The organism is Enterococcus sp. DIV1090 (assembly GCF_050537975.1).
GTDB classification, from domain to species: Bacteria; Bacillota; Bacilli; order Lactobacillales; family Enterococcaceae; genus Enterococcus; species Enterococcus faecalis.
Genome location: NZ_CP172917.1, coordinates 1,773,863 through 1,794,952, shown reverse-complemented (window position 1 = coordinate 1,794,952; position 21,090 = coordinate 1,773,863). Strand labels below are relative to the sequence as shown.

26 protein-coding genes and 1 tRNA gene are annotated in these 21,090 nt (G+C 36.7%); 26 read left to right on the top strand and 1 reads right to left on the bottom strand.

Going from position 1 to position 21,090, the window contains the following annotated elements; all coding sequences use genetic code 11:
- Positions 1-713 precede the first annotated feature (713 nt).
- The 25 genes from IGL48_RS08710 to IGL48_RS08590 all read left to right on the top strand — a co-directional run bounded on the left by IGL48_RS08710 (position 714) and on the right by IGL48_RS08590 (position 19,322).
- A complete protein-coding gene (locus IGL48_RS08710; RefSeq protein WP_195805364.1) occupies positions 714-1,040 on the top strand; it encodes an HNH endonuclease in 327 nt (108 codons plus the stop codon).
- An 85-nt stretch (positions 1,041-1,125) separates the two neighbouring features.
- The gene (locus tag IGL48_RS08705; protein ID WP_104876160.1) at positions 1,126-1,488 is read left to right on the top strand and encodes a hypothetical protein; all 363 of its coding nucleotides are present in this window, start codon (positions 1,126-1,128) and stop codon (positions 1,486-1,488) included.
- A gap of 1 nt (position 1,489) precedes the next feature.
- Positions 1,490-3,181: a terminase large subunit gene (locus IGL48_RS08700; RefSeq protein WP_430601638.1), complete on the top strand. Its 1,692-nt coding sequence runs from the start codon at positions 1,490-1,492 to the stop codon at positions 3,179-3,181.
- 14 nt (positions 3,182-3,195) lie between these two features.
- Entirely contained in the window at positions 3,196-4,377 is a 1,182-nt protein-coding gene (locus tag IGL48_RS08695) for a phage portal protein (protein ID WP_430601637.1), read from the top strand.
- Complete coding sequence (locus IGL48_RS08690) at positions 4,358-5,032, top strand: head maturation protease, ClpP-related (RefSeq protein ID WP_174084349.1); 675 nt, start codon at positions 4,358-4,360, stop codon at positions 5,030-5,032. Before IGL48_RS08695 ends, IGL48_RS08690 begins: the two co-directional genes overlap by 20 nt.
- Positions 5,029-6,207: a phage major capsid protein gene (locus tag IGL48_RS08685; RefSeq protein ID WP_174084350.1), complete on the top strand. Its 1,179-nt coding sequence runs from the start codon at positions 5,029-5,031 to the stop codon at positions 6,205-6,207. Before IGL48_RS08690 ends, IGL48_RS08685 begins: the two co-directional genes overlap by 4 nt.
- Before the next feature lie 141 nt (positions 6,208-6,348).
- Positions 6,349-6,618 carry a phage gp6-like head-tail connector protein gene (locus IGL48_RS08680; RefSeq protein WP_285534243.1) on the top strand — a complete coding sequence of 90 codons (270 nt, stop codon included), beginning with the start codon at positions 6,349-6,351 and terminating at the stop codon, positions 6,616-6,618.
- A complete protein-coding gene (locus IGL48_RS08675; protein ID WP_267570859.1) occupies positions 6,602-6,922 on the top strand; it encodes a phage head closure protein in 321 nt (106 codons plus the stop codon). Before IGL48_RS08680 ends, IGL48_RS08675 begins: the two co-directional genes overlap by 17 nt.
- Complete coding sequence (locus IGL48_RS08670; protein WP_002406253.1) at positions 6,912-7,250, top strand: hypothetical protein; 339 nt, start codon at positions 6,912-6,914, stop codon at positions 7,248-7,250. Before IGL48_RS08675 ends, IGL48_RS08670 begins: the two co-directional genes overlap by 11 nt.
- A complete protein-coding gene (locus tag IGL48_RS08665) occupies positions 7,240-7,602 on the top strand; it encodes an HK97-gp10 family putative phage morphogenesis protein (protein ID WP_016634652.1) in 363 nt (120 codons plus the stop codon). Before IGL48_RS08670 ends, IGL48_RS08665 begins: the two co-directional genes overlap by 11 nt.
- The gene (locus IGL48_RS08660; RefSeq protein WP_002393025.1) at positions 7,599-8,246 is read left to right on the top strand and encodes a tail protein; all 648 of its coding nucleotides are present in this window, start codon (positions 7,599-7,601) and stop codon (positions 8,244-8,246) included. Before IGL48_RS08665 ends, IGL48_RS08660 begins: the two co-directional genes overlap by 4 nt.
- Entirely contained in the window at positions 8,246-8,701 is a 456-nt protein-coding gene (locus IGL48_RS08655; RefSeq protein ID WP_174084353.1) for a hypothetical protein, read from the top strand. Before IGL48_RS08660 ends, IGL48_RS08655 begins: the two co-directional genes overlap by 1 nt.
- Positions 8,702-8,892: 191 nt before the next feature.
- Positions 8,893-11,196, top strand: coding sequence for a phage tail tape measure protein (locus IGL48_RS08650; protein ID WP_174084354.1), 2,304 nt, complete (start codon positions 8,893-8,895; stop codon positions 11,194-11,196).
- On the top strand, positions 11,193-11,906 hold the full coding sequence (locus tag IGL48_RS08645; protein WP_174084355.1) for a phage tail protein: 714 nt from the start codon (positions 11,193-11,195) through the stop codon (positions 11,904-11,906). The genes IGL48_RS08650 and IGL48_RS08645 overlap by 4 nt, the downstream gene beginning before the upstream one ends.
- Positions 11,903-14,707, top strand: coding sequence for a phage tail tip lysozyme (locus IGL48_RS08640; protein WP_430601636.1), 2,805 nt, complete (start codon positions 11,903-11,905; stop codon positions 14,705-14,707). The genes IGL48_RS08645 and IGL48_RS08640 overlap by 4 nt, the downstream gene beginning before the upstream one ends.
- A gap of 16 nt (positions 14,708-14,723) precedes the next feature.
- Entirely contained in the window at positions 14,724-15,632 is a 909-nt protein-coding gene (locus IGL48_RS08635) for a phage baseplate upper protein (RefSeq protein ID WP_430601635.1), read from the top strand.
- Positions 15,625-15,942 carry a hypothetical protein gene (locus IGL48_RS08630; RefSeq protein ID WP_021732959.1) on the top strand — a complete coding sequence of 106 codons (318 nt, stop codon included), beginning with the start codon at positions 15,625-15,627 and terminating at the stop codon, positions 15,940-15,942. Before IGL48_RS08635 ends, IGL48_RS08630 begins: the two co-directional genes overlap by 8 nt.
- Positions 15,935-16,252: a hypothetical protein gene (locus IGL48_RS08625; protein WP_021732960.1), complete on the top strand. Its 318-nt coding sequence runs from the start codon at positions 15,935-15,937 to the stop codon at positions 16,250-16,252. The genes IGL48_RS08630 and IGL48_RS08625 overlap by 8 nt, the downstream gene beginning before the upstream one ends.
- Positions 16,252-16,764, top strand: a complete 513-nt coding sequence (locus IGL48_RS08620; protein ID WP_086317750.1) for a hypothetical protein — start codon at positions 16,252-16,254, stop codon at positions 16,762-16,764. Before IGL48_RS08625 ends, IGL48_RS08620 begins: the two co-directional genes overlap by 1 nt.
- Positions 16,765-16,778: 14 nt before the next feature.
- On the top strand, positions 16,779-17,153 hold the full coding sequence (locus IGL48_RS08615; protein ID WP_010815471.1) for a hypothetical protein: 375 nt from the start codon (positions 16,779-16,781) through the stop codon (positions 17,151-17,153).
- On the top strand, positions 17,153-17,290 hold the full coding sequence (locus IGL48_RS08610; protein WP_173963077.1) for an XkdX family protein: 138 nt from the start codon (positions 17,153-17,155) through the stop codon (positions 17,288-17,290). Before IGL48_RS08615 ends, IGL48_RS08610 begins: the two co-directional genes overlap by 1 nt.
- A 33-nt stretch (positions 17,291-17,323) precedes the next feature.
- A complete protein-coding gene (locus IGL48_RS08605) occupies positions 17,324-17,545 on the top strand; it encodes a hypothetical protein (protein WP_173963076.1) in 222 nt (73 codons plus the stop codon).
- Positions 17,538-17,771, top strand: a complete 234-nt coding sequence (locus IGL48_RS08600) for a phage holin (protein ID WP_002417568.1) — start codon at positions 17,538-17,540, stop codon at positions 17,769-17,771. Before IGL48_RS08605 ends, IGL48_RS08600 begins: the two co-directional genes overlap by 8 nt.
- Positions 17,772-19,034: a LysM peptidoglycan-binding domain-containing protein gene (locus IGL48_RS08595; RefSeq protein WP_173963075.1), complete on the top strand. Its 1,263-nt coding sequence runs from the start codon at positions 17,772-17,774 to the stop codon at positions 19,032-19,034.
- Positions 19,035-19,248: 214 nt separating this feature from the next.
- Positions 19,249-19,322, top strand: a tRNA-Ile gene (locus IGL48_RS08590).
- Positions 19,323-19,378: 56 nt separating this feature from the next.
- Here IGL48_RS08590 and IGL48_RS08585 read toward each other — a convergent pair.
- Positions 19,379-20,122 (bottom strand): hypothetical protein, encoded by a 744-nt coding sequence (locus tag IGL48_RS08585; RefSeq protein WP_048955606.1) that lies wholly within the window; start codon positions 20,120-20,122, stop codon positions 19,379-19,381.
- 405 nt (positions 20,123-20,527) lie between these two features.
- Here IGL48_RS08585 and IGL48_RS08580 point away from each other — a divergent pair, with 405 nt between their 5' ends.
- A complete protein-coding gene (locus IGL48_RS08580; protein ID WP_430601634.1) occupies positions 20,528-21,013 on the top strand; it encodes a hypothetical protein in 486 nt (161 codons plus the stop codon).
- The last annotated feature ends 77 nt before the right edge of the window (positions 21,014-21,090 follow it).

The window sequence follows — 21,090 nt, the reverse complement described above, 5'->3', positions numbered from 1 at the left end:
GGAATTTCTGCCTGTAAAAAATTCTAACAAATATTAAAAAAAATTGTAAAACATTTATGTGTTTGTTTTTTTTACATTAATTGCAATCGAGCTTCAGATGATGAGTTAGTAACTATGTTTACTGAACAACAAAAAAACCACCAGTGAAATTAATCATGGGTGGTTAGGTAGCTAGTACGATATGAGGAATTTCATGTGCAAGAAATTTTCTAAGGTATGTCGCTACCCGTAAATAAATTATAGCAAATCATTCATTAATTGTCTTGTCTGATGCATATAAAAACCGCTAGTGGTGACATACTAGCGGTTAGGTAGCGAATTCTGTGTCTTTTCATGGAATTATGAATTACATAAGGTGTTGATTAAAAATAAAAGGAGTTGCTACCTAATAAAATTATAACAAATAAGAATGAAGAATAAAAGAGATTGCCTTGATGGCTTCTTTTTTTGTTTGGAGGGAATGAAGGATGGATAATTATTGGTACATATCCCTGAACCACTATTATCCGAAACCCATGAAAAACCAACATAAACGGGTAGTAATGTCGGTGCAGATTAATAAATACTATTCCATTATTGAGATGACACGTGAGGCGACAGCACAAGAGATTGATTACTGTAAGTTGGTGTATTGAGGTCATGGATGTTGGGATGGCAAGCATGTACAAGAAAATGTAAGGAAATACAGATAGAGAGAAGGTGAGTTCGTGAGTATGATACCTAGAAGAATATCACAACCATTCTATAAATCTAAAGCGTGGCGTAACTGTAGAGCAGGTTATATCAAATCAGTTGGCGGATTGTGTGAAAGATGTATAAAGAAGAATAAGATTGTCAAAGGATATATAGTCCACCATAAGCAACACCTAACAGAGGAGACTATACATGATCCGGATGTATCACTGGCATGGAGTAACTTAGAATACTTATGTCTTGATTGTCACAACAAAGAACATTTCGAAAAAGAAAAAATAATTAATGATGATGTAATGTTTGATGATAACGGCAACCTTATCCCCCGTTCAAATCGAAAAAAATAAATCGGTTAGGGAACGGGAAGGGAACTCCGAAAAACACACAGGGTAATTCCATATAACCCCCACCCCAAAAGAAAGGAGGATTTAGATGGACGATAAGAAGAGAAAGCGTCTAGTAACGAATGAGATAAAGCGATTAACGAATATTTTCAAAGAAGTTGATAGCAAGAAACAACGAACAATCAAAGGCTTGATTGAAGAATCAGCATTTATGAAGGTAACTTTGCTTGAATTAAAAGAAATTATTCAAAATGAAGGTGTAATAAATGAAATGCCACAAGGTGATTACTCAATTATGCGAGAACATCCTGCTTTGAAGTCGTATAACACAACTATACAACGATATACGACGGTTACTGAGAAACTTCTTGGTTTGTTACCTAAAGATGTACCTAAGAATGATGATGGTTTATCTGAATTTAGCGCCTTTCTAAATGAAAGGGTGGACTAACGTGGATTATCAAGAAACGAACATTTTTAAGTACTGGAAGAGCTTTAGACAAAACGGTGGAAATACTGTAGTCTCTGTAAAGATATTCAAACTATATAAAAAATTAGTCGCTGATCTGAAAAATACAGATAGCGACTATTATTTTGATAAAAAACGTGCGAAACATCCAATTGAGTTTATAGAAAAATTTTGTCACCCATCAAAAGGGAAGCAAGCGAACAAGCCTTTAAAATTGATGCTTTGGCAAAAGGCAATGATTGAAGCGATATTTGGGTTTGTTGATATTGAAGGCAACAGAAAGTATCAGCGAGTATTCCTGCTAATAGGTCGTAAGAATGGTAAATCAGCAATAGCTTCGGCAATAGGTTTATACATGATGATTGCTGATCAGGAAAATGGATCTCAGATTTTAGCAACCGCTGCTAAGAAAGACCAAGCGAAAATTATTTGGCAAGAAGCGAAATTGATGGTTAAAAAATCGCCAACGCTTAGAAAAATGATTAAAGCTAGAGTTGCCGATATTGTAGCCGAATTTAATGATGCTGAATTTAAACCCTTGGCTAGTGATTCAGACAGTTTAGATGGTTTGAATGCGCATTGCTCGTTAATGGATGAAATTCACTCATGGAAAGGGCGTGGTGGACGTCCATTATATGACGTAATTGTTGATAGTATGTCGGCTCGTGAGCAACCACTCATTTTAATTACTACAACTTCTGGAACAACTCGTGAAGATATCTTTGATGAACTTCGTGAAGAAATGGGAGATATCATTGATGGCTGGGATAATGCTGAAGGTTATCATGATGAACGTACTATTCCATTTATGTACGAATTAGACGATCCAGAGGAATGGCGAGATGAAGAAATGTGGATTAAAGCTAATCCTGGTGTCGGTGTTATCAAGAAACAGCAATCATTAAAAGAAAAAGTTGACTTAGCGAAACAGAATCCTCGCATGGTTCGCAATATGCTGTGTAAGGAATTCAATATCAATGAGTCGGATACGGATGCTTGGTTAAGCTTTAATGATTACAATAACGAATCAACTTTTAACGTTCAGGAACTTAAACCACGCTATTTTATTGGTGGTATAGACTTATCAGCAACCACTGACTTGACTTGTGCCACTGCTGTTTTTGGTATTGCAGATGAGCCGAACAAGCTTTATGTCATGCAACAGTATTTTATGCCAAGCGATTTGTTTGAAGAGCGTATGAAAGACGATAAGGTACCCTATGACAAGTGGAAAGATCAAGGAATTATCATACTATCTGGCGATAGTAAAGTTGATTACAAAGACATAACAAAATGGTACCTGAAATTGCAGATGGAGTACGATATCTATCCGTTCAAAATCGGATATGATGCTTGGAGTTCAGGATATCTAATCGATGAATTGAAAAATGTTTTCGGTCCTTCTGTTCCCGAAGCTATTTACCAAGGATTTAAATCACTTTCTGCCCCAATGAAAGCTTTGGGTGCTGATCTAATGAGTGGTAATATCAATTACAACAATAACGGGTTATTGAAATGGTGTATCTCTAATACTCGTGTCAAAACGGACGAGAACGCCAATATAAAACCGGTTAAGGGGAACAATCCAAGAAAGCGTATTGATGGTTTGGCAAGTCTTTTAGACGCATATGCAACCTATGAGCGATATATGGAAGAATACCTTGGATTGATTTAGAAAGGGGTGAGAAATTGAAATTATTTAATCGGAAAGTAACCGAAACTCCGAAAACTGTAACGAAGTTTCAAATGATAGACGAACCTAGTTCGGGATTTGTTGGGTTTAGCGGAAATGTTTATGAAGCCGATATTGTACGAAGTGCTGTACGACCTCTTGCAAATGCAGTTGGAAAGACAGTGCCAAAACACAGGGTTAGTGACAAGATTAATCCTAATATTGCTATCTCGATGGTGCTTCAAGAACCGAACGCTATAATGAGTATGCAAATGCTGCTTGAAAAAACAATTTGGCAGTATCGTGTAAATGGAAATGCCTTTATTTATGTAGAAAAAGGTGATAACGGAAAACCTATTGCCCTTTATCCAATTGTTTCTCATTCTTTGGAATTATTAGTCAATCCTAGAGGAGAGTATTTTATTAAATTTATTCTGCGTGATGGTAAATCTTATACTTTTAAATATAGGGACCTTATCCATATCAGGAATGACTTTACTTCAAATGAAATATTAGGGGATAGTTTAGCTCCTTCTCTTTTGCCGTTACTTGAAGTAGTCCAAACAACAGATCAAGGGATTATTGCGGCGATTCGTAACTCGAATGTTGTGAAGTGGTTACTTAAGTTTAATCAAACATTGCGACCGGAAGATATCAAAGAAAATACGAAGCAATTCGTAGAAGATTTTTTAAGAACAGACTCAGAAGGGATTGGAGCGGCCGGTGTAGATTCTAAAGCTGATGCTACTCAGGTACAACCGTATTCGTATGTTCCTGAAGAAAAACAATCTGCCGCAACCAGAAAACGTATTTTAGACCTTTTTAATTCAAATGATGCTATTGTAAAATCGGATTTCACTGAAAATCAGTGGATAGCATACTACGAAACACAAATTGAACCAGTGTTAATCCAGTTATCAGATGGATTTACTAAGGCATTTTTCAGTAGGCGAGAAAGGGCGTTAGGTAACTTGATTATGTTTGAATCTAACAATCTTCAATTTGCAAGTATGCAAACCAAACTTCAAATGGTTGGTTGGCTAGATCGTGGAGTGATGACCGTTAATGAATACAGGATGATTGCTTTAGGACTAGAACCTGTTGAGGGTGGAGATGTTCGGTTACTGCGGAAAGATACGGATAGATTTGGGGAAAACAATATGAGTGAGGAGGATGTAAATGAAGAAGATTCAATTTAAGGGCGACGTCGTTTCTGATAATGTCGGCAAGCTTTTTGAGTGGTTTGATTTGGATGCTATTTATCCAGAAAACGTCAGACGAAAGTTAGAAGATGCTGGAAATGAAGATGTAGAGATTACATTAACCACAAATGGAGGTTCGGTATTTGCTGGACAAGAGATTTACGACATTATCAAAAACCACGAAGGCAAAACGACTGTTAAGTTAAGCGGTTTGGTAGCCAGTATCGGTACATTGATTACATGCGCATTTGATGAAGTGCTTGTAAGTCCAGTAGCTACGTTTATGATCCACAATCCAACACTAGCTGATGTTAGTGGCGAGAAAAAGGATATGGAAAAAGCGGCTCAACTTTTAACTACCGTTGAAAATTCTTTGCTAGATGCTTATGTAGCAAAAACAGGACTAGACAAAGAAGGATTGGCAGATTTAATGGCAAAAGAAACATTCATGACCGCACAAGAAGTAATTGATTATGGATTTGCTGATGGAATGGTTGAAGATTCAGAAAGCGAGTTGCTTTTAGTAGCTGGTTTCGAGAGTTTAGCCAATTCGTCATTTATCAAAAAACTACAAAATATGAAGGAAAAAGAAGAACGTGATTTGGCAGAGGCTAAGTTGCGTTTTTTGCGTTTCAAGGAGGATAAAAAATGAATTTCGAAGAAATCCAAAAATTATTAGAAGAAGGCAAGACAGCAGAAGCAAATGCAGCATTGGATCAACTTATGAAAGACAATCCAGAAGCTAAAGCAATCTTTGAAGAACCAAAAACAGCGAAAGTCGAAGACAAAGCGCTGGAAAATAAAAAACCAGAAGAGGTGGCAAATTTGACAAAAGTTGAAGAAGTAAAAGATGTAGCAACACCAAAATATGAAGAAGTATTTGCGAAAGTGTTATTAGGTCGTGATTTGGAACCCCAAGATAAGGCTGTCTATGAAAAGGTTAATAATGCAGCTTATACTCATCAAGTATCGAACCAACCAATTTTGGTTCCTGAAACAACGCTATCTGGAATTTTAGGATTAATCGAAGAGCAACATCCTTTCTATGGTGATATCCGAAAATTGAATGTGCGTGGTGGAATCACGGTCAAAAAACATAAATCAATCAAGTCAGGTGATGCTAATACGTATGCAGAAGGCGTGGAAGCTGACTATGAAGAAAATGAATTTGTAGATGTGAAGTTAGATGGACATGAAATTGTCAAAGATGTTGAAGTATCTTTTAAATTAGAAGCAATGTCGATCCCTGAATTCTTGACTTATATTCAAACTGAATTAGCAACTCGAATCGGATACAAGTTGGGTAACTTGGCCTTTACCGGTTCTGGAACTGGCGATAATCCTATGGGTGTAGTAACAGAATTAACTACAAACTCAGCCGATCAAATCATTGATACTGCTGAAGCCGATGTTATTGCTTATTCGGATGTTACAAAATTACGGTCAAAAGTAAAATCTCAATTTAAATCTGGTCTTAAATTTTATGCTTCTTCAGACACAATTTGGAATCGCTTGGCGAATATTGTAGACAAAAACGGACGACCTATTTTTATTGCTAATCCAACGACTGAAGGTGTTGGATACCTTCTGGGAACGCCTGTTGCTGAAGATGATGGTGCTGGCGTAGACCGCGTAGTTCTTGGAAACCCAGGTCAGGGAATGATTGAAAATACGAATGAACCATTGTCTGTTTCCTCAGAGCGTAATCTTAAAGGACGAAAAACTTTATATCAAGGTTATATGATTACTGACTTTACAGTAACTTATCCTGAAGCTTTCGCAATTCTTAATGTGAAGAAAGCTGCTGAAGGTGGAGCGGGGGAGTAATTTCCCCTACTTCGTTAGGGGTAGCCGACTTAGCAAAGCCGACTAGTGACAATACTGTTGTGGAAATCAAAGCCTATTTAGATACGGTTGGTATTTCTTACAAATCCAATGCTACTAAATCAGAATTATTGGAATTGGTAGGTGAATAGATTGGAAAGTAATTTGTTAGATAACCTAAAAAAACATATCCGATTAGAGGAGGGCATGGATGTTTCTATGCTCTCTTTTTATACGGATTCAGCGAAACGATATGTAAAAAAGAAAATTGGTTATGAGCAAGAGTACCTAGAAATTATGGTTACTACAATTATGTTTGAACACCGACTTTCTTCCGCTGATCTTGAGGAAGCGTTATTGGCTTTAGAACCTATTTTTGCTTTGGAGGTGTTGACAGATGAGCCTTCTAAATGATTTACAATGGGTTGCTGAATTGCAATTAATTGAAGATAGCATGGACGACAATGATAGACCCCGTGAAAAGCGAACGAAAATTCGTGATTTGTATTATATAGAAATTGGTATAACTGCAGAAGAGAAATATCTATCGCAACAAGCTAAGACAAATGTCGTAAGGCGTGTTAAATGCCGCTGGGATAAATCTGTCAATGAGAAAACAAATGGCCTTAAAATTGATGGTGTTGAATACAATATCACTCGTATTTACACGTTACCTAAACGTCAAGAAATGGAGTTGAGTTTGGCTTATGTCGATTAGTTTTGAAAAATTAAGGGCAACACTAAAAACAGTAGGTGTACCTGTGACACGTGACAAAGCGGAAAAAGAAACAGACTATCCATATATCGTGTATTCCAATGTCAGCAAAGGTAAAAAGATGGCTTCTTCTAAAGTTCATAGGCGATTGCCATATTATCAAATTTCTTTCTATACAACAGGTACGGAAAAAGATTTAACTGATTTAGAAAATGCATTGGAAAACGCTGGTATTCCTTATACTGATTTTGTAGGTATTCAGGGTGATGAAAACGATGATACAGTGACGAATTTTTATACGTATATAAGGTGTTTAGAAGATGGCCAATAATAATGGGTTTGCAGATATGGCTGACTATTTGGGAACTCTTGCACAGGTAGATCCTACAAAATTGTCTTTAGAATCATTAACGGATGCAGCCAATTTTTATAGAGAACAGTTGCTGCCAAAAATACCTAAATCACTATTAAAGAAAAAACATATGGCTGATCAGGTAAAAGTCATTATAGAAGATGACCAAGTGCAGGTTGCGTTTGAAGGAACTGCCTTTTACTGGCGATTTGCTGAAAATGGTACAAAGAATCAAAAAGCCCAGCATTTTGCTAGTGGTACGTTTGAACAAAATAAAGATCAGATTGAAAAAATCATGACACAACAAATATTAGATTTATGGGAAGGATGAGTAATTTGGGAAAACAAGATGTGTATTATTTTGAAGGATTAGATGACATCTTAATTGCCATGATGGCAACGCCTGATGAAGTTGGGGTGGCACCAACTTATAGCGAAGTAATTAGACTGGCTATTGCAACAAAACTTGCCATTAAGGGAAATGGCTCGGCACTAGTTAAATGGGCATCAAGTAAAATGTTTCGCCGTGTAAGTCGCGAGACAGAACACGAGATTGGATTAGATCACGTGGGGATTCCTATCGAAGTAATGGACGAGATAAAAGGATTGCTTGCAGAAGCAGGCGTAACATTTGGAAAAAATACGGCTCGTGAATTTCCTTACTTTGCATTTGGATTCATTGGAAATATTGAAGGCGGAGGAAAAAAAGCAGTTTGGTATCCAAAAACGCAATTATCCAATGTCATTGATGAAGAATATGCAACTGCAGAAGATGACACAAAAATTGACGATGTAACTGCTAATTTTGTTGCTAACGGTTTGAAGTATAACAACGTTATGTATGCAAGTTTCGATTCTAACCGATTAAGTGCAAAACCAGGAGACTTTGAAAAATTCATTGCACAACCTATTTACGATGAAGAACAATGGAAAAAATTAGTAACTCCATCAACACCAGGGGGTGGCGGTGAATAATGGCAAAGTTAGCTGATTATGGGATTGTCGTTTCAGACACACCAACTGTCACAATTAAAGGTCATCAGTTCCCAATCTTGTTAACCATGGAAACCATGGAGCATATTGCGGATATTTATGATGACGACTATTCAAAATTTGAAGAAGATATGAACGCAATGCTAAACAAGAGTGGTGGACGTATCTCTTCAAAAGATTTATCTGCTTCAGATTTAAAGATCATGCGTGCTTTAATTTATGGCATGTTAAAAACTGGCGGATTAGACGAAACACCAGAAACAATTTTTAAATTCTTAGGAATGAATTCTACGGTTGTTGAAGTTTATGGGGCCTGCATGGAGGTATTCGCAGCACAGAATTTTCAAGATGTTGATGTAAAAAAATCCAAGAAGCCACAAGATTATCAAACTCCGCAACAAAAGAAAAACAAAAAGAAAAAACACAAACGGAAGTAGGAACGCCCTGGGCTTTTTACTTATACGTCGCCCTTACTCTTTTAGGATGGAGTGAGGGTTTCTTTTTGAAATCAACACCGAACTTGTGGCTTAAGTCATACATACAGTGGTTAACGAGTAATACGGAGTTTGAACCACCTGCAAGTGTGACTATGGATAAAAGTCCTTGGTGGTAGGAAAGGAGCGCTAACGTGTCAAAGAAAGAATCTGATGTTGTCTTAAATTTTAAGACAAACGGAGAAGTCAATTATTCTCGAACAATCAAAGATATCAACAAAGAAATGAACTTAGCGGCTACCGAGTACAAAAACCAGGTATCCGCTATGGATAAAGATGCAACACAAACTGAAAAATTAACGGCAACTAAGAAAAAGCTTGAAAAGCAATTATCTTTAGCCGAACAAAGAACCAAATTATTACGTGAGGAATACGAAAAATCAGTTAAAGAAACTGGGCAGTATTCAGAGCAATCACAAAAGCTTTACAAACGCTTGTTGGAATCAGAAACAGGTGAAAATAAATTACGATCTGCATTAGAAAGTACCAATGAAGCTTTGAAAGAACAAGGTGACTTGTCTGTTAAGACTGCCGAGAAGTTAGCTAAAATTGAAAAAGCTGGGGACAAAATGAAATCTGTCGGTAAGAAGATGACTGTTGGTTTAACAGCACCGATCATGGGAATTGGCGCCGCTTCTATTGCTGCGTTTAAAGAATTAGATGACAGTTTGGACAGTATCACAACGGCTACTGGTGCTACAGGAGAGCAACTAGAATCATTGCAAGACAGCTTTAAAACAGTAGCTGGCCAAATTCCAACAGATATGGAAAATATATCAACTGGGATTGGTGAAGTGAATACACAATTCGGCTTGATGGATAAGCAATTAGAAGACACCACAGGCCGAATGCTTAAGTTTTCAGAAATTAATGGATCAGATGTTTCTCAATCAACTATCAATGCGAAAAAATCAATGGACCTTTTTAGATTATCTATCGAGGACTTGCCAATGATTTTGGATTCAGTATCTAAAACTAGCCAGGATACTGGAGTAGGGGTAGATCAGTTATTTGATGCAGTAAATAGAGGAGCGCCCCAACTCAAAGCTATGGGACTTGGTTTTTCTGAATCAACTACATTAATAGGTCAAATGGAAAAAGCTGGTATAGATTCGGCAGGAACGCTTGGGTATTTAGCGAAAGCTAGTGTCGTTTATGCAAAGGATAACAAAACTATGCAGGATGGATTAAGCGGAACAATTGAATCTATTAAAGGTGCAACAACTGAACAAGAAAAACTTACTATTGCAAGCGAAGTATTCGGAACTAAAGCTGCATCAAAAATGGTAGAAGCAATTGATAGTGGTGCATTGTCAATGGATGGATTAGCAGATTCAGCTAAAAATGCGGCTGGCACTGTAGATCAAACATTTAATGATATTTTGGATCCAATCGACCAAGCAAAAATTGCACAGAATCAATTTAAAATTGCAATGGGTGAGCTTGGTGAGCAAGTGCAAATTGCGCTTCTTCCTGCTTTTGAAGCGGCAAGTAACGCGATTCAAAAGGTTTCAACGTGGTTTAGTGGATTGACCGACAATCAAAAGCAAACAATTATTACCATTGCAGGTGTAGTCGCGGCTATTGGACCAGTATTGGTGGTTTTAGGAACACTTGCTAGTTCCATTAGTAGTCTGATTCCAGTAATTACCTTTATTGCTTCACCTATTGGAATTGTAATTGCTGCACTAGCTGCTTTTGTTGCTGGAATAGTGATTGCTTATAACAAAGTAGGATGGTTTAGAGATTTTATCAATGCGTCCTTTAATGTGATCAAAGATATAGTGGTTGGTGTATTCAAAGTTTTAGCAGATACGACAAAGTCTACTTTTGATTTCATCACAGGCTTTATTGGCGGCGCTATGAATGGTGCTGCAAAAATTATTGGCGATTACGTAAATGCAATTAAGCGTATTTTTGGCGGTATCGTTGATTTTGTAACGGGAGTATTTACTGGAGACTGGTCAAGAGCGTGGCAAGGTGTTGTTGATATTTTTGGCGGAATTTTTGAAGGAATTGCTGCAGTAGCAAAAGCACCAATTAATGCCATGATTACTCTAATTAATGGTTTTTTAGGTGGTTTAAACAATATCAAAATACCAAAATGGGTACCTGGCGTTGGTGGCAAAGGCTTTAGTATTGCACAAATTCCATATCTTGCTGAAGGCGGTCATATGATCAATGGCCAAGCAATCGTTGGTGAAGCTGGTCCTGAATTATTAACAGCAAAAAATGGCAAGACTACAGTCACACCACTTTCACAAGAAGAAAAAGCTCGCGGGATTGGTGGTGCCTTGAAAGGCGGAAAAACTATCGAACAACATGTTTATTTTGGCCAAGTGGATGCAAATAATCCAAGCGAGTTAGATCGGATGAATCGCAAACTATATAAAGCAAGTGCGCAAGCTTTCTATGACTTAGGGGGTGTGCCAACATGATTTTTATGAATCGTGATGAACCTAATTTCATTTGGAAAGGTTTGAATGCAGTTCGTGATATGGGATGTATCATCGAAAATGAACTGCCAGACATTTTACCAAACAAGCGATATGATACGTATTCCATCGTTGGTAGAAGTGGTGAATTTAATGAAACATTCAACGACTATGAACCTTTTGATTATGAAATTGAGGACGTAACTATTCCTTATGAGAACTTAAAAGAAGTCAAGCGTTGGTTAACTGGTAAAAGCAAGCTTATCACTCATAATAACGAGGGCAAATATTTAGATGCTATTTGTGCAATAAGCAAGCCAATCTCATTCAAAAATGAATGGGGTGTTTTTTATACCTTTAACATTGAATTTAGATGCCAACCTTTCAAGAGAAAAGTAAGTGAACAGCCTGTACTAATTAAAACAAAAACAGTTGAAATCACTGATCACGGTGACGAATCAGCATTTCCTTATATCGAGATTTATTCAAAAGGCGGCGATATTACGTTAAGCGTTGGTAGTAATTCACTAACGATTTTACGTACACAAACAGGAATCGTCACTATTGATAACGAAAAAGGGAAAGTGATACAAGAAGGGCTACCACTATTTACTCGTGGTAGTTGGATAGAAACGAATCCTGGTCAAAACACATTAAACATATCAGGGAATTTCACAGAAGCTAAGTTTTGGAATAGGAGCGCGTATTTATGACACAAAATTTTATTTATGCATATACGGCTATTCCTGAAAATCTAAATGATAACGGAATGGCTTTGCCAGATTGGCAAGATTTACCAGAAATTAACCGTGTGTTAAATGGTGCGTATCGATTCTATGGTAACTATGCAAGAGATGGCCAATATCGCTCGTACTTAAAAAAGGGAAACTTTTTAAAGGCACAAGTTGAAGATGGGTCATATCAATATTTTGAGATTTACAATATTAAAAAAAATCTGCAGTCAGTTTCAGTTACAGCGAGACACATCGGTTTTATGGCGAATAAGAATTTCATTATTAATTCATTTACTGCTAACGGAAATGGCACGCAAATCATGAACAATTTAAAGGCTGCATTAACGTTTAAGCAACGATTTAATTATTTGTCGAATATCGGTACTACACATCAGTTTACAGCCAAGCAGGTTGGGCCAATCGATGCAATCGTTGGTTCTAACAATGGTAACCAAAATTTAACAGGTGTTACTGGTGGGGAATTAGAGATGGATAACTTTAATTTGAAACTGGTTAAACAAATTGGATCGGACAATGGCTTTAGAATTGATTTTGGGGTTAATTTGGAAGCTATAGATGAGGACTTTGACGATGAATCGATTATAAACAGTCTCTTTCTTATCGGTGGTGTGCCAGAAAATGACTATGACCAAGACAAAGAACCAATCACGCATGGCTTTTTAGAAATTGCTGGTGTAAATGATAGTAATCGAAGAATTGGAAAACGTGAAAATTCGGAATGTAAAACAGTTGAGGAGCTTAAAGAATGGGGTCAGTCATTGTTTGACAAAGACCGTATTCATGAACCAAAAGTAACGCACACCATTAGCATGGTAGCATTAGAACACACATTGGAGTATGAAGATATTTACGAAGAGCTTTCTTCTTTGCATTTTGGTGATGTAGCGCATGTCAGAGCAAAAGAAGTTGGTATTGAAGTAACAGAACGTATGGTTGAATATACTTGGTTCCCAACTTTAGGCAAATTCAAAGATATTGTTTTGGGAAATGATTTATCACTCTACACCTCAACTGCAAATAATCAAACCCAAGAATTGAAACGGAAAATCGACAATAGAACGGAAACGCTAGTACAAAATGTTTTAAACGCAACGGCATGGATCACTGGTAATAGTGGCGGACATGTCGTTTTTCGTCCAGAAAAAGCGCCGTCAGAAATTCTTATCATGGATACAAATAAAATAGCAACAGCGAAGCGTGTTTGGCGTTGGAACTTAAACGGTTTAGGATATTCCGATAACGGCGTTAATGGTCCGTTCGGGCTTGCTATGACTTCTAAGGGAGAAATCGTTGCTGACTTTATTAAAGTGGGCATTATTAACGCGAATGTTTTACAAACAAGTTTCAATAAAGCAACTGGAGATGTACTTAAACTAGTATCTGGTGCTTTACAAATTTGGAATGAAAAGACAAAAATCATGGAATTGACCAAAAAAGGTATGGAATTTTGGGATGGGTCAAGTCATGTTGGTACGATGGGAACAAAAGGTAATCCATTTCCAGAATTAACAGATGAAAACGGTAATTCAATCGTCACAGATGGAAAATCATTGTTATTAGTTGGTGATGGTCGGAAAAACTTGATTGGTTTATCAAATGAAACTGGTAGTGGTCTTGCAATATCAGGTACTAGCCAATGGCATTTAGGGAATTTCTTTTATTTTATCGGAAAAGGAAATCCATCAACAATTTTTGTTGATGAAATCAATGCCAAAAAAATACTCATCAATGGTAAAGAAGTTATACCTGGTCAAAATGGCGGTGGTAATGGTGGTGGAACAGGTGGATATCCGCCAGAAATCACAAGTGATTCTGATAAATTTGCATGGGATTTGTGGAGCTATCTACTAGGTAATGGCTACAGTAAAGCAGCTGCTGCGGGCATACTTGGAAATGTTCAAGGCGAAGTTGGTCCCAATATGAATCCAGATACAGAACAAAATGGCGGTCCTGGTTATGGGTGGGTTCAATGGGACGGATCAGCGTATCCGTTGGTGGGCGCACCAACTTGGAATGGTCGAGAATATGTACAACGCTTAATTGCTGCCGCTGGTATCAAACAAGACTACAGGACTTCATTCGCTCAGGCACAATTGATTAACTGGTGTATGTTCAACGGGCAATGGTTAGGACAAGTAAGTCCATTAACAGTTGATGAATTTAAAGTTGTTAGCTCGCCTAAAACCGCTGCTTATGCGTTTGAATTAAACTTTGAACGTCCAGCTGCAGCACATCCAGAAAGACAAACCTATGCACAAACATGGTATGACAAATTTAAAGATTTGAAAGCTTCTACCGCGACAGGGAAAGCTGGAATTGAACATTTGGAGACCTTAATGGGCAAATGGCTTGGTAATGGGCAATGTTATGCAGTTCCAGCCGAATACTCTGGTTTTATGGGCGGCTGTGGTTTGGGTGCAGGTACAATTTATGGATTGTCCCATGTCATTGGTGATACATCATCGGCTGCAGATATTGGCGAAGCGTACGATTGGAATGCGGTTGGTTGGAAAGTAATCTCAAATCCTACTTATAAAGATTTAGTCGTAGGAGCTATCGTCAATATTAGACGAAGTGGACAATGGGGAACTGGTTGGACAGTAGACCCCGCATATGGTCACACAGGCGTGATTTATGGCTTAGAGAACGGACGTATCCAAACCATAGAACAGAATGCCGAGCAAGGGCAAATTGTCGCAAAATACGACCGTCTTTATTTTGACGGTTCTATTCAATCAATAGTAATACCACCAAAATAACGAAAGGAGGGTTTTTATGGTTAAATGGCAAGCGACACTAAGTACCACAGAACCTTATAATTATGTTGGCATTATTAATGTCCGTCAGGGGAATAAGAATACAGAAAAATTAGAAGTAAATATCGTAGAAAATGCTTTGCCATTAGATCTAACTAATTGCAAGGTATTTTTTGAATCTGTAATCAGTAATAAATACCCTATTCAGCGGCCAGCAACGGTTGTAGATGCGCGTAGTGGGATCATTCAGTACACTTTTGATGAATATTCTATGCAGTCGCTACATCGCCAAGAAGCTTATTTTACGATTTATAACGGTGAAGAATTAATTGGTTCAACACAGAATTTTTCTTATTTCGTCATTAAAGCAGCTTCTAAAACAGAAGGTGAAATGGGGTCATACTGGCAGTCAATTGAAGATTTAATAGCGGATATGACCGCCTTTATCAATGAAAATAAAGGTGATTTCACAGCATGGATGAACGCTAGAAAAGAAGAGTTTGAAAAATGGCGTAAAAATCAACAAGATACATTTGAGGCTTGGCGAAACGGTCAAGAATCAGATTATCTAATGTGGTTCGAATCAATCAAAGATATTTTAAAAACTGTTGATCCAGGCGGCACAATGTTAGCCGAATTAATGGATGCACGTGTAGACATACAAGGAGTGCGTCACAATTCACTTTCAGAGCGTTTATTGGCTGATATGAATTATTTGTATCATCGGCTAGAGGAACGGCTATACACCATCAAATACGGTAATGTAACCACGTTAGAAATTTTAGAAGATGATTCATTTTCTAAGAATCATGAAGTTGAACTGGTGGGTACAGTCAATTTCCCAATCGAGGAAGGGGCGTTAATCATAGCGACAGTTGATGATCCAAAACAAAATGTTTTTACGATTGAAGGTGTAAATAATGGTTGATGCTAAGAGAATGATGGAAACTGATGAAAATGGTATTAAACGTCAGTTTTTTCCTATTACACATTTTTCAGCTATCCTTGGTTTATCAGAGATAATGAACGGACAGGCAAAAGTTTTATCTGTAAACGGAAAAACTGGAGCAGTGATTATTACACGTGCAGACTTAGATCTGCCAAGCGATGGCATTATGATATCACAACAAGAGTATGACAAAATGTTAAAAATTATAGCCGATTATGAAGCTGGAAAACTAGGTGGTTCTGGTGTTGAGTTTGAAAAAGTAAAAGGAGATGAAGAAATAAATGCCTGATTTATATGTAGTGAAAAAAGACGGCGTAGCTATTGATGTACAAACTAGTACAGCTGGTGTTGTTGGATTAAATGAATTTGTTGATGGAAAAATTAGTGGTGCTGAAGCAGGCACTGTCTCGTCTGTAAATGGTCATACAGGTGAAGTTGTTTTAACTGCTTCTGATGTAAAAGCACTGCCAGACACAACTATTATTCCAACACTTCCTGGCAATGCCACTTCTGAAAAAGACGGTTTAATGTCCAAATCGGATAAAGAAAAATTGGATGCATTACCAGTTTTTACATTTGAAAAGGTAGGTGAAGCGTAATGTCAGATATCGTTCAGCTAAAAGAAAATGGTGTCAATAAGTACATGAAAACACACGCAGATGCCATTGATGGTATTGAAGGCAAATTAGTAAAGGCTGTTGGAAATGAAACTATTCTAGGTACTAAAAATTTTCAAGATGGAATTCAAGTAAAAGGAAAAGAGCCAGTCCTTACAAATGCTAAAGCAGATTATGCAATGGTAGATAAGGATAACAACGCTTCTGTGATGTCAGGTGGTTCTCTAAAATTATACCGACGGGGAGATCTGGTATATCTCACAGGATCATTCCAATTATCTGCTTTAAAAGATAACCAGGCGGTGTGGTTCAACATTCCAACATGGGCATATCCGATTGAAGCGGTTCGAATGTATGGCAAAACCAGCGATGACAAAATGTGCTTGTTATACATGAACACAGCAGATAACTCAAATATTGTATGTAAAGATAGTGTCGCAAAAGGAGCATGGATTACTATTTCAAGTTGTTGGATGGCTAAAAATCCATATTAAAGGAGGAAAATAAAATGAAAGTAGTATACAAAGTATTGTACCCAATGGGTTTTGAAAAAAACGAAGTAGAGGATAATTTTCCAACATCTTTACCTTTTGTTGAGATTAAACCGCTTGAAGCTTTGGACAATGAACAATCACAATTCTTTAATTTTTCAGAACAAAAATGGGAAGAAGCAGTCACACAAGATTATTCGAAGAAATTAAATCTGTTAGAAAACCTTTCAGCAGTATTAGAAGCGGATAACGCTGTTTTAAAACAAGCAAATGAAAAACTAGCTGCTAAAGCAGAATCATTAGCTCAAATCAATTCAAAGACCATGCTTACTTCGCTTCAAAATACTAAAGAAATTGATGCGATTAAAGAACAAATCGGAGGTGCAAAATAATGTATTCATACGATGACATTAAGTTAATGTTTGACTGGGGGCTGTTTACTCCTGAACAGGTCGCAGAATTTGTACCTAGTTGTATTACAGAAGAGGAATTTACTAAAATGACAGGTGAACCGTTTAGCGAAGGCTAAGCGGTTTTATTGTAAGTAGAAAGTAGGTGCAGGATGAACTTAACACTAGAACAATGGTTAGCGGTGATTACATTTTTAGGCGGAATTATCTTCGCATTAATGAAATTCTATCATGTCTTCTCTCAATTAGAAGATAGCATGAAAGAACTAAAACAAGCTGTTGACCGATTAAATAACCATGAGGTGCGCATTAGTCGATTGGAAGAACAAAATAAAACCCTCTTTCGAGGAATTGGAGGAAATAAAAATGATTGATTGGAAGTCAAGAATAAAAAATAAACAATTCTGGTTGTCTCTTATTCCTGCAGTTTTGTTACTTATTCAAGTAGTTGCAGTTCCTTTTGGGTATAAATTTCAAATTGATGTGATTAATCAGCAATTGCTAGATGTTATCAATGCAGTGTTTGTTGTATTAACTATTTTAGGAATTGTGACAGACCATACAACACCTGGATTATCAGATAGAAAAGGAGACAAATAGATGAAAAAGAAACTATTAGTAACATTATTGGTAGGCCTGTTTTTTTTAGCGCCAGTTAGTACATTTGCTGCAAAAGGAGATCAAGGCGTTGACTGGGCGATTTACCAAGGTGAACAAGGCCGTTTTGGCTATGCACATGATAAATTTACTATCGCTCAAATTGGTGGTTACAATGCTAGTGGAATTTATGAGCAGTATACGTATAAAACGCAAGTAGCAAGTGCCATTGCTCAAGGAAAACGAGCGCACAGTTATATATGGTACGATACGTTCGGTAGCATGGATATTGCTAAAACAACAATGGATTACTTCTTGCCACGCATCCAAACGCCTAAAAATTCCATTGTTGCATTAGATTTTGAACATGGGGCTAGTCCTGATGTAAACGCAAATACAGAAACGATTTTGTATGGTATGCGCCGTATCAAACAAGCAGGGTATACGCCAATGTATTATTCATACAAGCCTTTTACGTTGCAATACGTGGACTATCAACGAATTATTAAAGAGTTCCCTAATTCCTTATGGATTGCTGCATATCCTAGCTATGATGTAACACCAAGTCCGTTATATAACTATTTCCCTAGTATGGATGGTATCGCAATTTGGCAATTTACCTCAACTTATATTGCAGGCGGTTTAGATGGTAACGTAGACCTAACAGGAATTACGGATAACGGATATACGGCTACTGACAAACCAGAAACGGACACACCAGCAACAGAAGCCGGTGAAGAAACTGAAAAAACACCAAATTCAGATGTTAAAGTTGGCGATATGGTCAAAGTGAAATTTAACGTAGATGCATGGGCAACTGGCGAAGCTATTCCAGATTGGGTAAAAGGCAACAGCTACAAAGTGCAAGAAGTAACTGGAAGCAGAGTATTGCTTGGAGGTATCTTGTCATGGATAAGCAAAGGTGATATTGAATTATTGCCAGATGCGGCAACTGTTCCTGATAAACAACCAGAAGCAACACACGTAGTCCAATATGGTGAAACATTATCAAGTATTGCTTACCAACATGGCACAGACTATCAAACATTGTCTGCATTAAATGGATTGGCTAATCCAAACCTTATTTATCCTGGCCAAGTTTTGAAAGTCAATGGATCAGCAACAAATAATGTTTATACTGTCAAGTTTGGTGATAATTTATCAAGTATTGCCACTAAACTCGGTACCACATACCAAGCTTTAGCCCAACGGAACGGACTATTTAATCCAAACTTAATTTATCCAGGTCAAACATTGAACTATTAAAAAAGTTCTTGCCTAAAAGGAAAAGCAGCAGTACAATGAACTTGTCTAAGACATAATTTTTCATAAACCGCCCTCTACCAGGCTAGGGCGGTTTTGTTTTACATAAAATATATGTTTTGGTATAGTCAAATCCATTTAAGTTTATCATTAAACTTAAATTCCAAACATTGCCGCTCACAATCCTGATGACAGGTTGTGGGTGATTTTGTTTTCAGGACCATTAGCTCAGTTGGTTAGAGCAAACGGCTCATAACCGTTCGGTCGATGGTTCGAATCCGTCATGGTCCATAAGAACATGATTGATAATTTTTCAATCACTAACAAGAAATAATTGCTTTAATACATTATTCTAATACAGGTATGCTTTTATAGCCTACATAATTAGATGCCACATTATAAAAAGCTCTTTCAGTATTATCAAAGTTGAGTAAGTTTAATTTTTTAGTTAAAATTTTATCTCGAAATTCATCTACGGGGACTTTTTCTAATGCACTTAGCTCTTCTTTGGTTGATTTAACAAGCATGTAGTTATCTGTTTCTCCGTTATCATTATCAATTTGAAGAAAAATTTGATAATTATTAGGACTATAGGGGACATAGAGCATTAAGTCGTGAAATAATTTATTACCGTCTTTACCTTCATTCATGTTAGCGGTAAAAAAGTTATCGGCGATACGAGCTAGAGTTGAGAAAGTTTTATTTATTAAATCTGGTTGGGTAGCTAATTCATCTAATGCATTCGGTATCTCTAAAGAAGCAGTGTCATTAATGAGTTTAGTTGAAAAATAAGCCTTACTATCATTGTTAGTCAACTTTTCGTAATTTATATAGGTAATTACTATAGGATCAGAATTTTGTTTTTGAGATTTATTTTTTAGTCCAATATAATAGCCTTCAAGGTTTGACAAATTTGTTGAAAAAATTTTTTTTGAAGAAGGTTTAGTTTCTTCTTTATGTTCTTCAACAAGCACTCGTTTTTTTGAGTTTTGATTAAGTGCAAAACATCCTACTGTAATGATAACAAGCGATAGTATAATTAATTTTATAGGTAGTTTTTTAGTTCTAAAATTATCATGGCCTAAGTGCACTATAATTCCCCATTTCATAAAAATTTTATTGATTCAAGTATATGTCATTTTATTATATCATAAACTTTTTCAGTGATTCGAATTAGTTAATTGGAATTCAGTATAAAATAACGTGGATTTTCAATTTTTCGTGGGCAGAAACGTGGGCATAAAGTTGTAAAAGTTACTCAAAGTTGTTTAAACACAAGACATATAATTGTTTATCTTAAGCTAATTTAAGTTAATTCTTATTGTTATTTAGTAACTCGTAACGCGTAGGTCACAGGTTCGATCCCTTTATGGTCCATAGTAAAACACCTAGCTCTCTTTCTTATGAGAGATAGGTGTTTTTTTGTTATGTTAATATTTTTTGTTGAAAAAAGGAACAAACGTTCGTATAATGTATCTGATAGGAGAGTGTATCAGATGGTGAAACGAACGAAAAAAGAGTTTAAACCTTACAACGATTATGTTGACCGTCCTTTTGAATTAAAGTGGCCCACAGCTTTTCCATTGGGTGAATTAACAGAAGCAATTAAAAACACAGACGAATACCACGCTCGAAATATTGATAGACTACCACAGCAATCCCAAAAGCAAATAGAATATTTTTTAGATCGCTCTATTAAGCAAAATAAGGTACTAGAAATTCAACTGAACTCATTAGATGAATATGATCGTGTAAAACCACATGTTTTTGGTGTTTTCCGTGGGATGGCAGAATTCGATGTTGTGCTGATTGGTGAACAAGAAATCGATTTTTATGATATTAGAAACGTCCAGATTCATAATTTCACGAAATGGAGTGAAGAACATATGCCTGAAGAAAATCCATTTGAAAAAGAAACAGAACGTTGCGAAACGATAGATGAATTTGTGGACGAATATTTCAATGATGAATGGATAGAATAATTAAAAACGTAAAAGCTCTGCTTCTCAGTTACGGGAAGTAGAGCTTTTTTTGCATTCTATTTTTACCACAAAATTTA

Excerpts from the sequence above, each read along its gene's own strand:
- IGL48_RS08640 (WP_430601636.1), top strand. The coding sequence starts at position 11,903 with ATGACACAAAATTTTATTTATGCATATACGGCTATTCCTGAAAATCTA.
- IGL48_RS08675 (WP_267570859.1), top strand. The coding sequence starts at position 6,602 with ATGAGCCTTCTAAATGATTTACAATGGGTTGCTGAATTGCAATTAATT.
- IGL48_RS08630 (WP_021732959.1), top strand. The coding sequence starts at position 15,625 with ATGGTTGATGCTAAGAGAATGATGGAAACTGATGAAAATGGTATTAAA.
- IGL48_RS08690 (WP_174084349.1), top strand. The coding sequence starts at position 4,358 with ATGAAGAAGATTCAATTTAAGGGCGACGTCGTTTCTGATAATGTCGGC.
- IGL48_RS08600 (WP_002417568.1), top strand. The coding sequence starts at position 17,538 with ATGATTGATTGGAAGTCAAGAATAAAAAATAAACAATTCTGGTTGTCT.
- IGL48_RS08670 (WP_002406253.1), top strand. The coding sequence starts at position 6,912 with ATGTCGATTAGTTTTGAAAAATTAAGGGCAACACTAAAAACAGTAGGT.
- IGL48_RS08595 (WP_173963075.1), top strand. The coding sequence starts at position 17,772 with ATGAAAAAGAAACTATTAGTAACATTATTGGTAGGCCTGTTTTTTTTA.
- IGL48_RS08580 (WP_430601634.1), top strand. The coding sequence starts at position 20,528 with ATGGTGAAACGAACGAAAAAAGAGTTTAAACCTTACAACGATTATGTT.
- IGL48_RS08625 (WP_021732960.1), top strand. The coding sequence starts at position 15,935 with ATGCCTGATTTATATGTAGTGAAAAAAGACGGCGTAGCTATTGATGTA.
- IGL48_RS08710 (WP_195805364.1), top strand. The coding sequence starts at position 714 with ATGATACCTAGAAGAATATCACAACCATTCTATAAATCTAAAGCGTGG.
- IGL48_RS08660 (WP_002393025.1), top strand. The coding sequence starts at position 7,599 with ATGAGTAATTTGGGAAAACAAGATGTGTATTATTTTGAAGGATTAGAT.
- IGL48_RS08685 (WP_174084350.1), top strand. The coding sequence starts at position 5,029 with ATGAATTTCGAAGAAATCCAAAAATTATTAGAAGAAGGCAAGACAGCA.
- IGL48_RS08705 (WP_104876160.1), top strand. The coding sequence starts at position 1,126 with ATGGACGATAAGAAGAGAAAGCGTCTAGTAACGAATGAGATAAAGCGA.
- IGL48_RS08615 (WP_010815471.1), top strand. The coding sequence starts at position 16,779 with ATGAAAGTAGTATACAAAGTATTGTACCCAATGGGTTTTGAAAAAAAC.
- IGL48_RS08605 (WP_173963076.1), top strand. The coding sequence starts at position 17,324 with ATGAACTTAACACTAGAACAATGGTTAGCGGTGATTACATTTTTAGGC.
- IGL48_RS08635 (WP_430601635.1), top strand. The coding sequence starts at position 14,724 with ATGGTTAAATGGCAAGCGACACTAAGTACCACAGAACCTTATAATTAT.
- IGL48_RS08610 (WP_173963077.1), top strand. The coding sequence starts at position 17,153 with ATGTATTCATACGATGACATTAAGTTAATGTTTGACTGGGGGCTGTTT.
- IGL48_RS08655 (WP_174084353.1), top strand. The coding sequence starts at position 8,246 with ATGGCAAAGTTAGCTGATTATGGGATTGTCGTTTCAGACACACCAACT.
- IGL48_RS08620 (WP_086317750.1), top strand. The coding sequence starts at position 16,252 with ATGTCAGATATCGTTCAGCTAAAAGAAAATGGTGTCAATAAGTACATG.
- IGL48_RS08645 (WP_174084355.1), top strand. The coding sequence starts at position 11,193 with ATGATTTTTATGAATCGTGATGAACCTAATTTCATTTGGAAAGGTTTG.
- IGL48_RS08665 (WP_016634652.1), top strand. The coding sequence starts at position 7,240 with ATGGCCAATAATAATGGGTTTGCAGATATGGCTGACTATTTGGGAACT.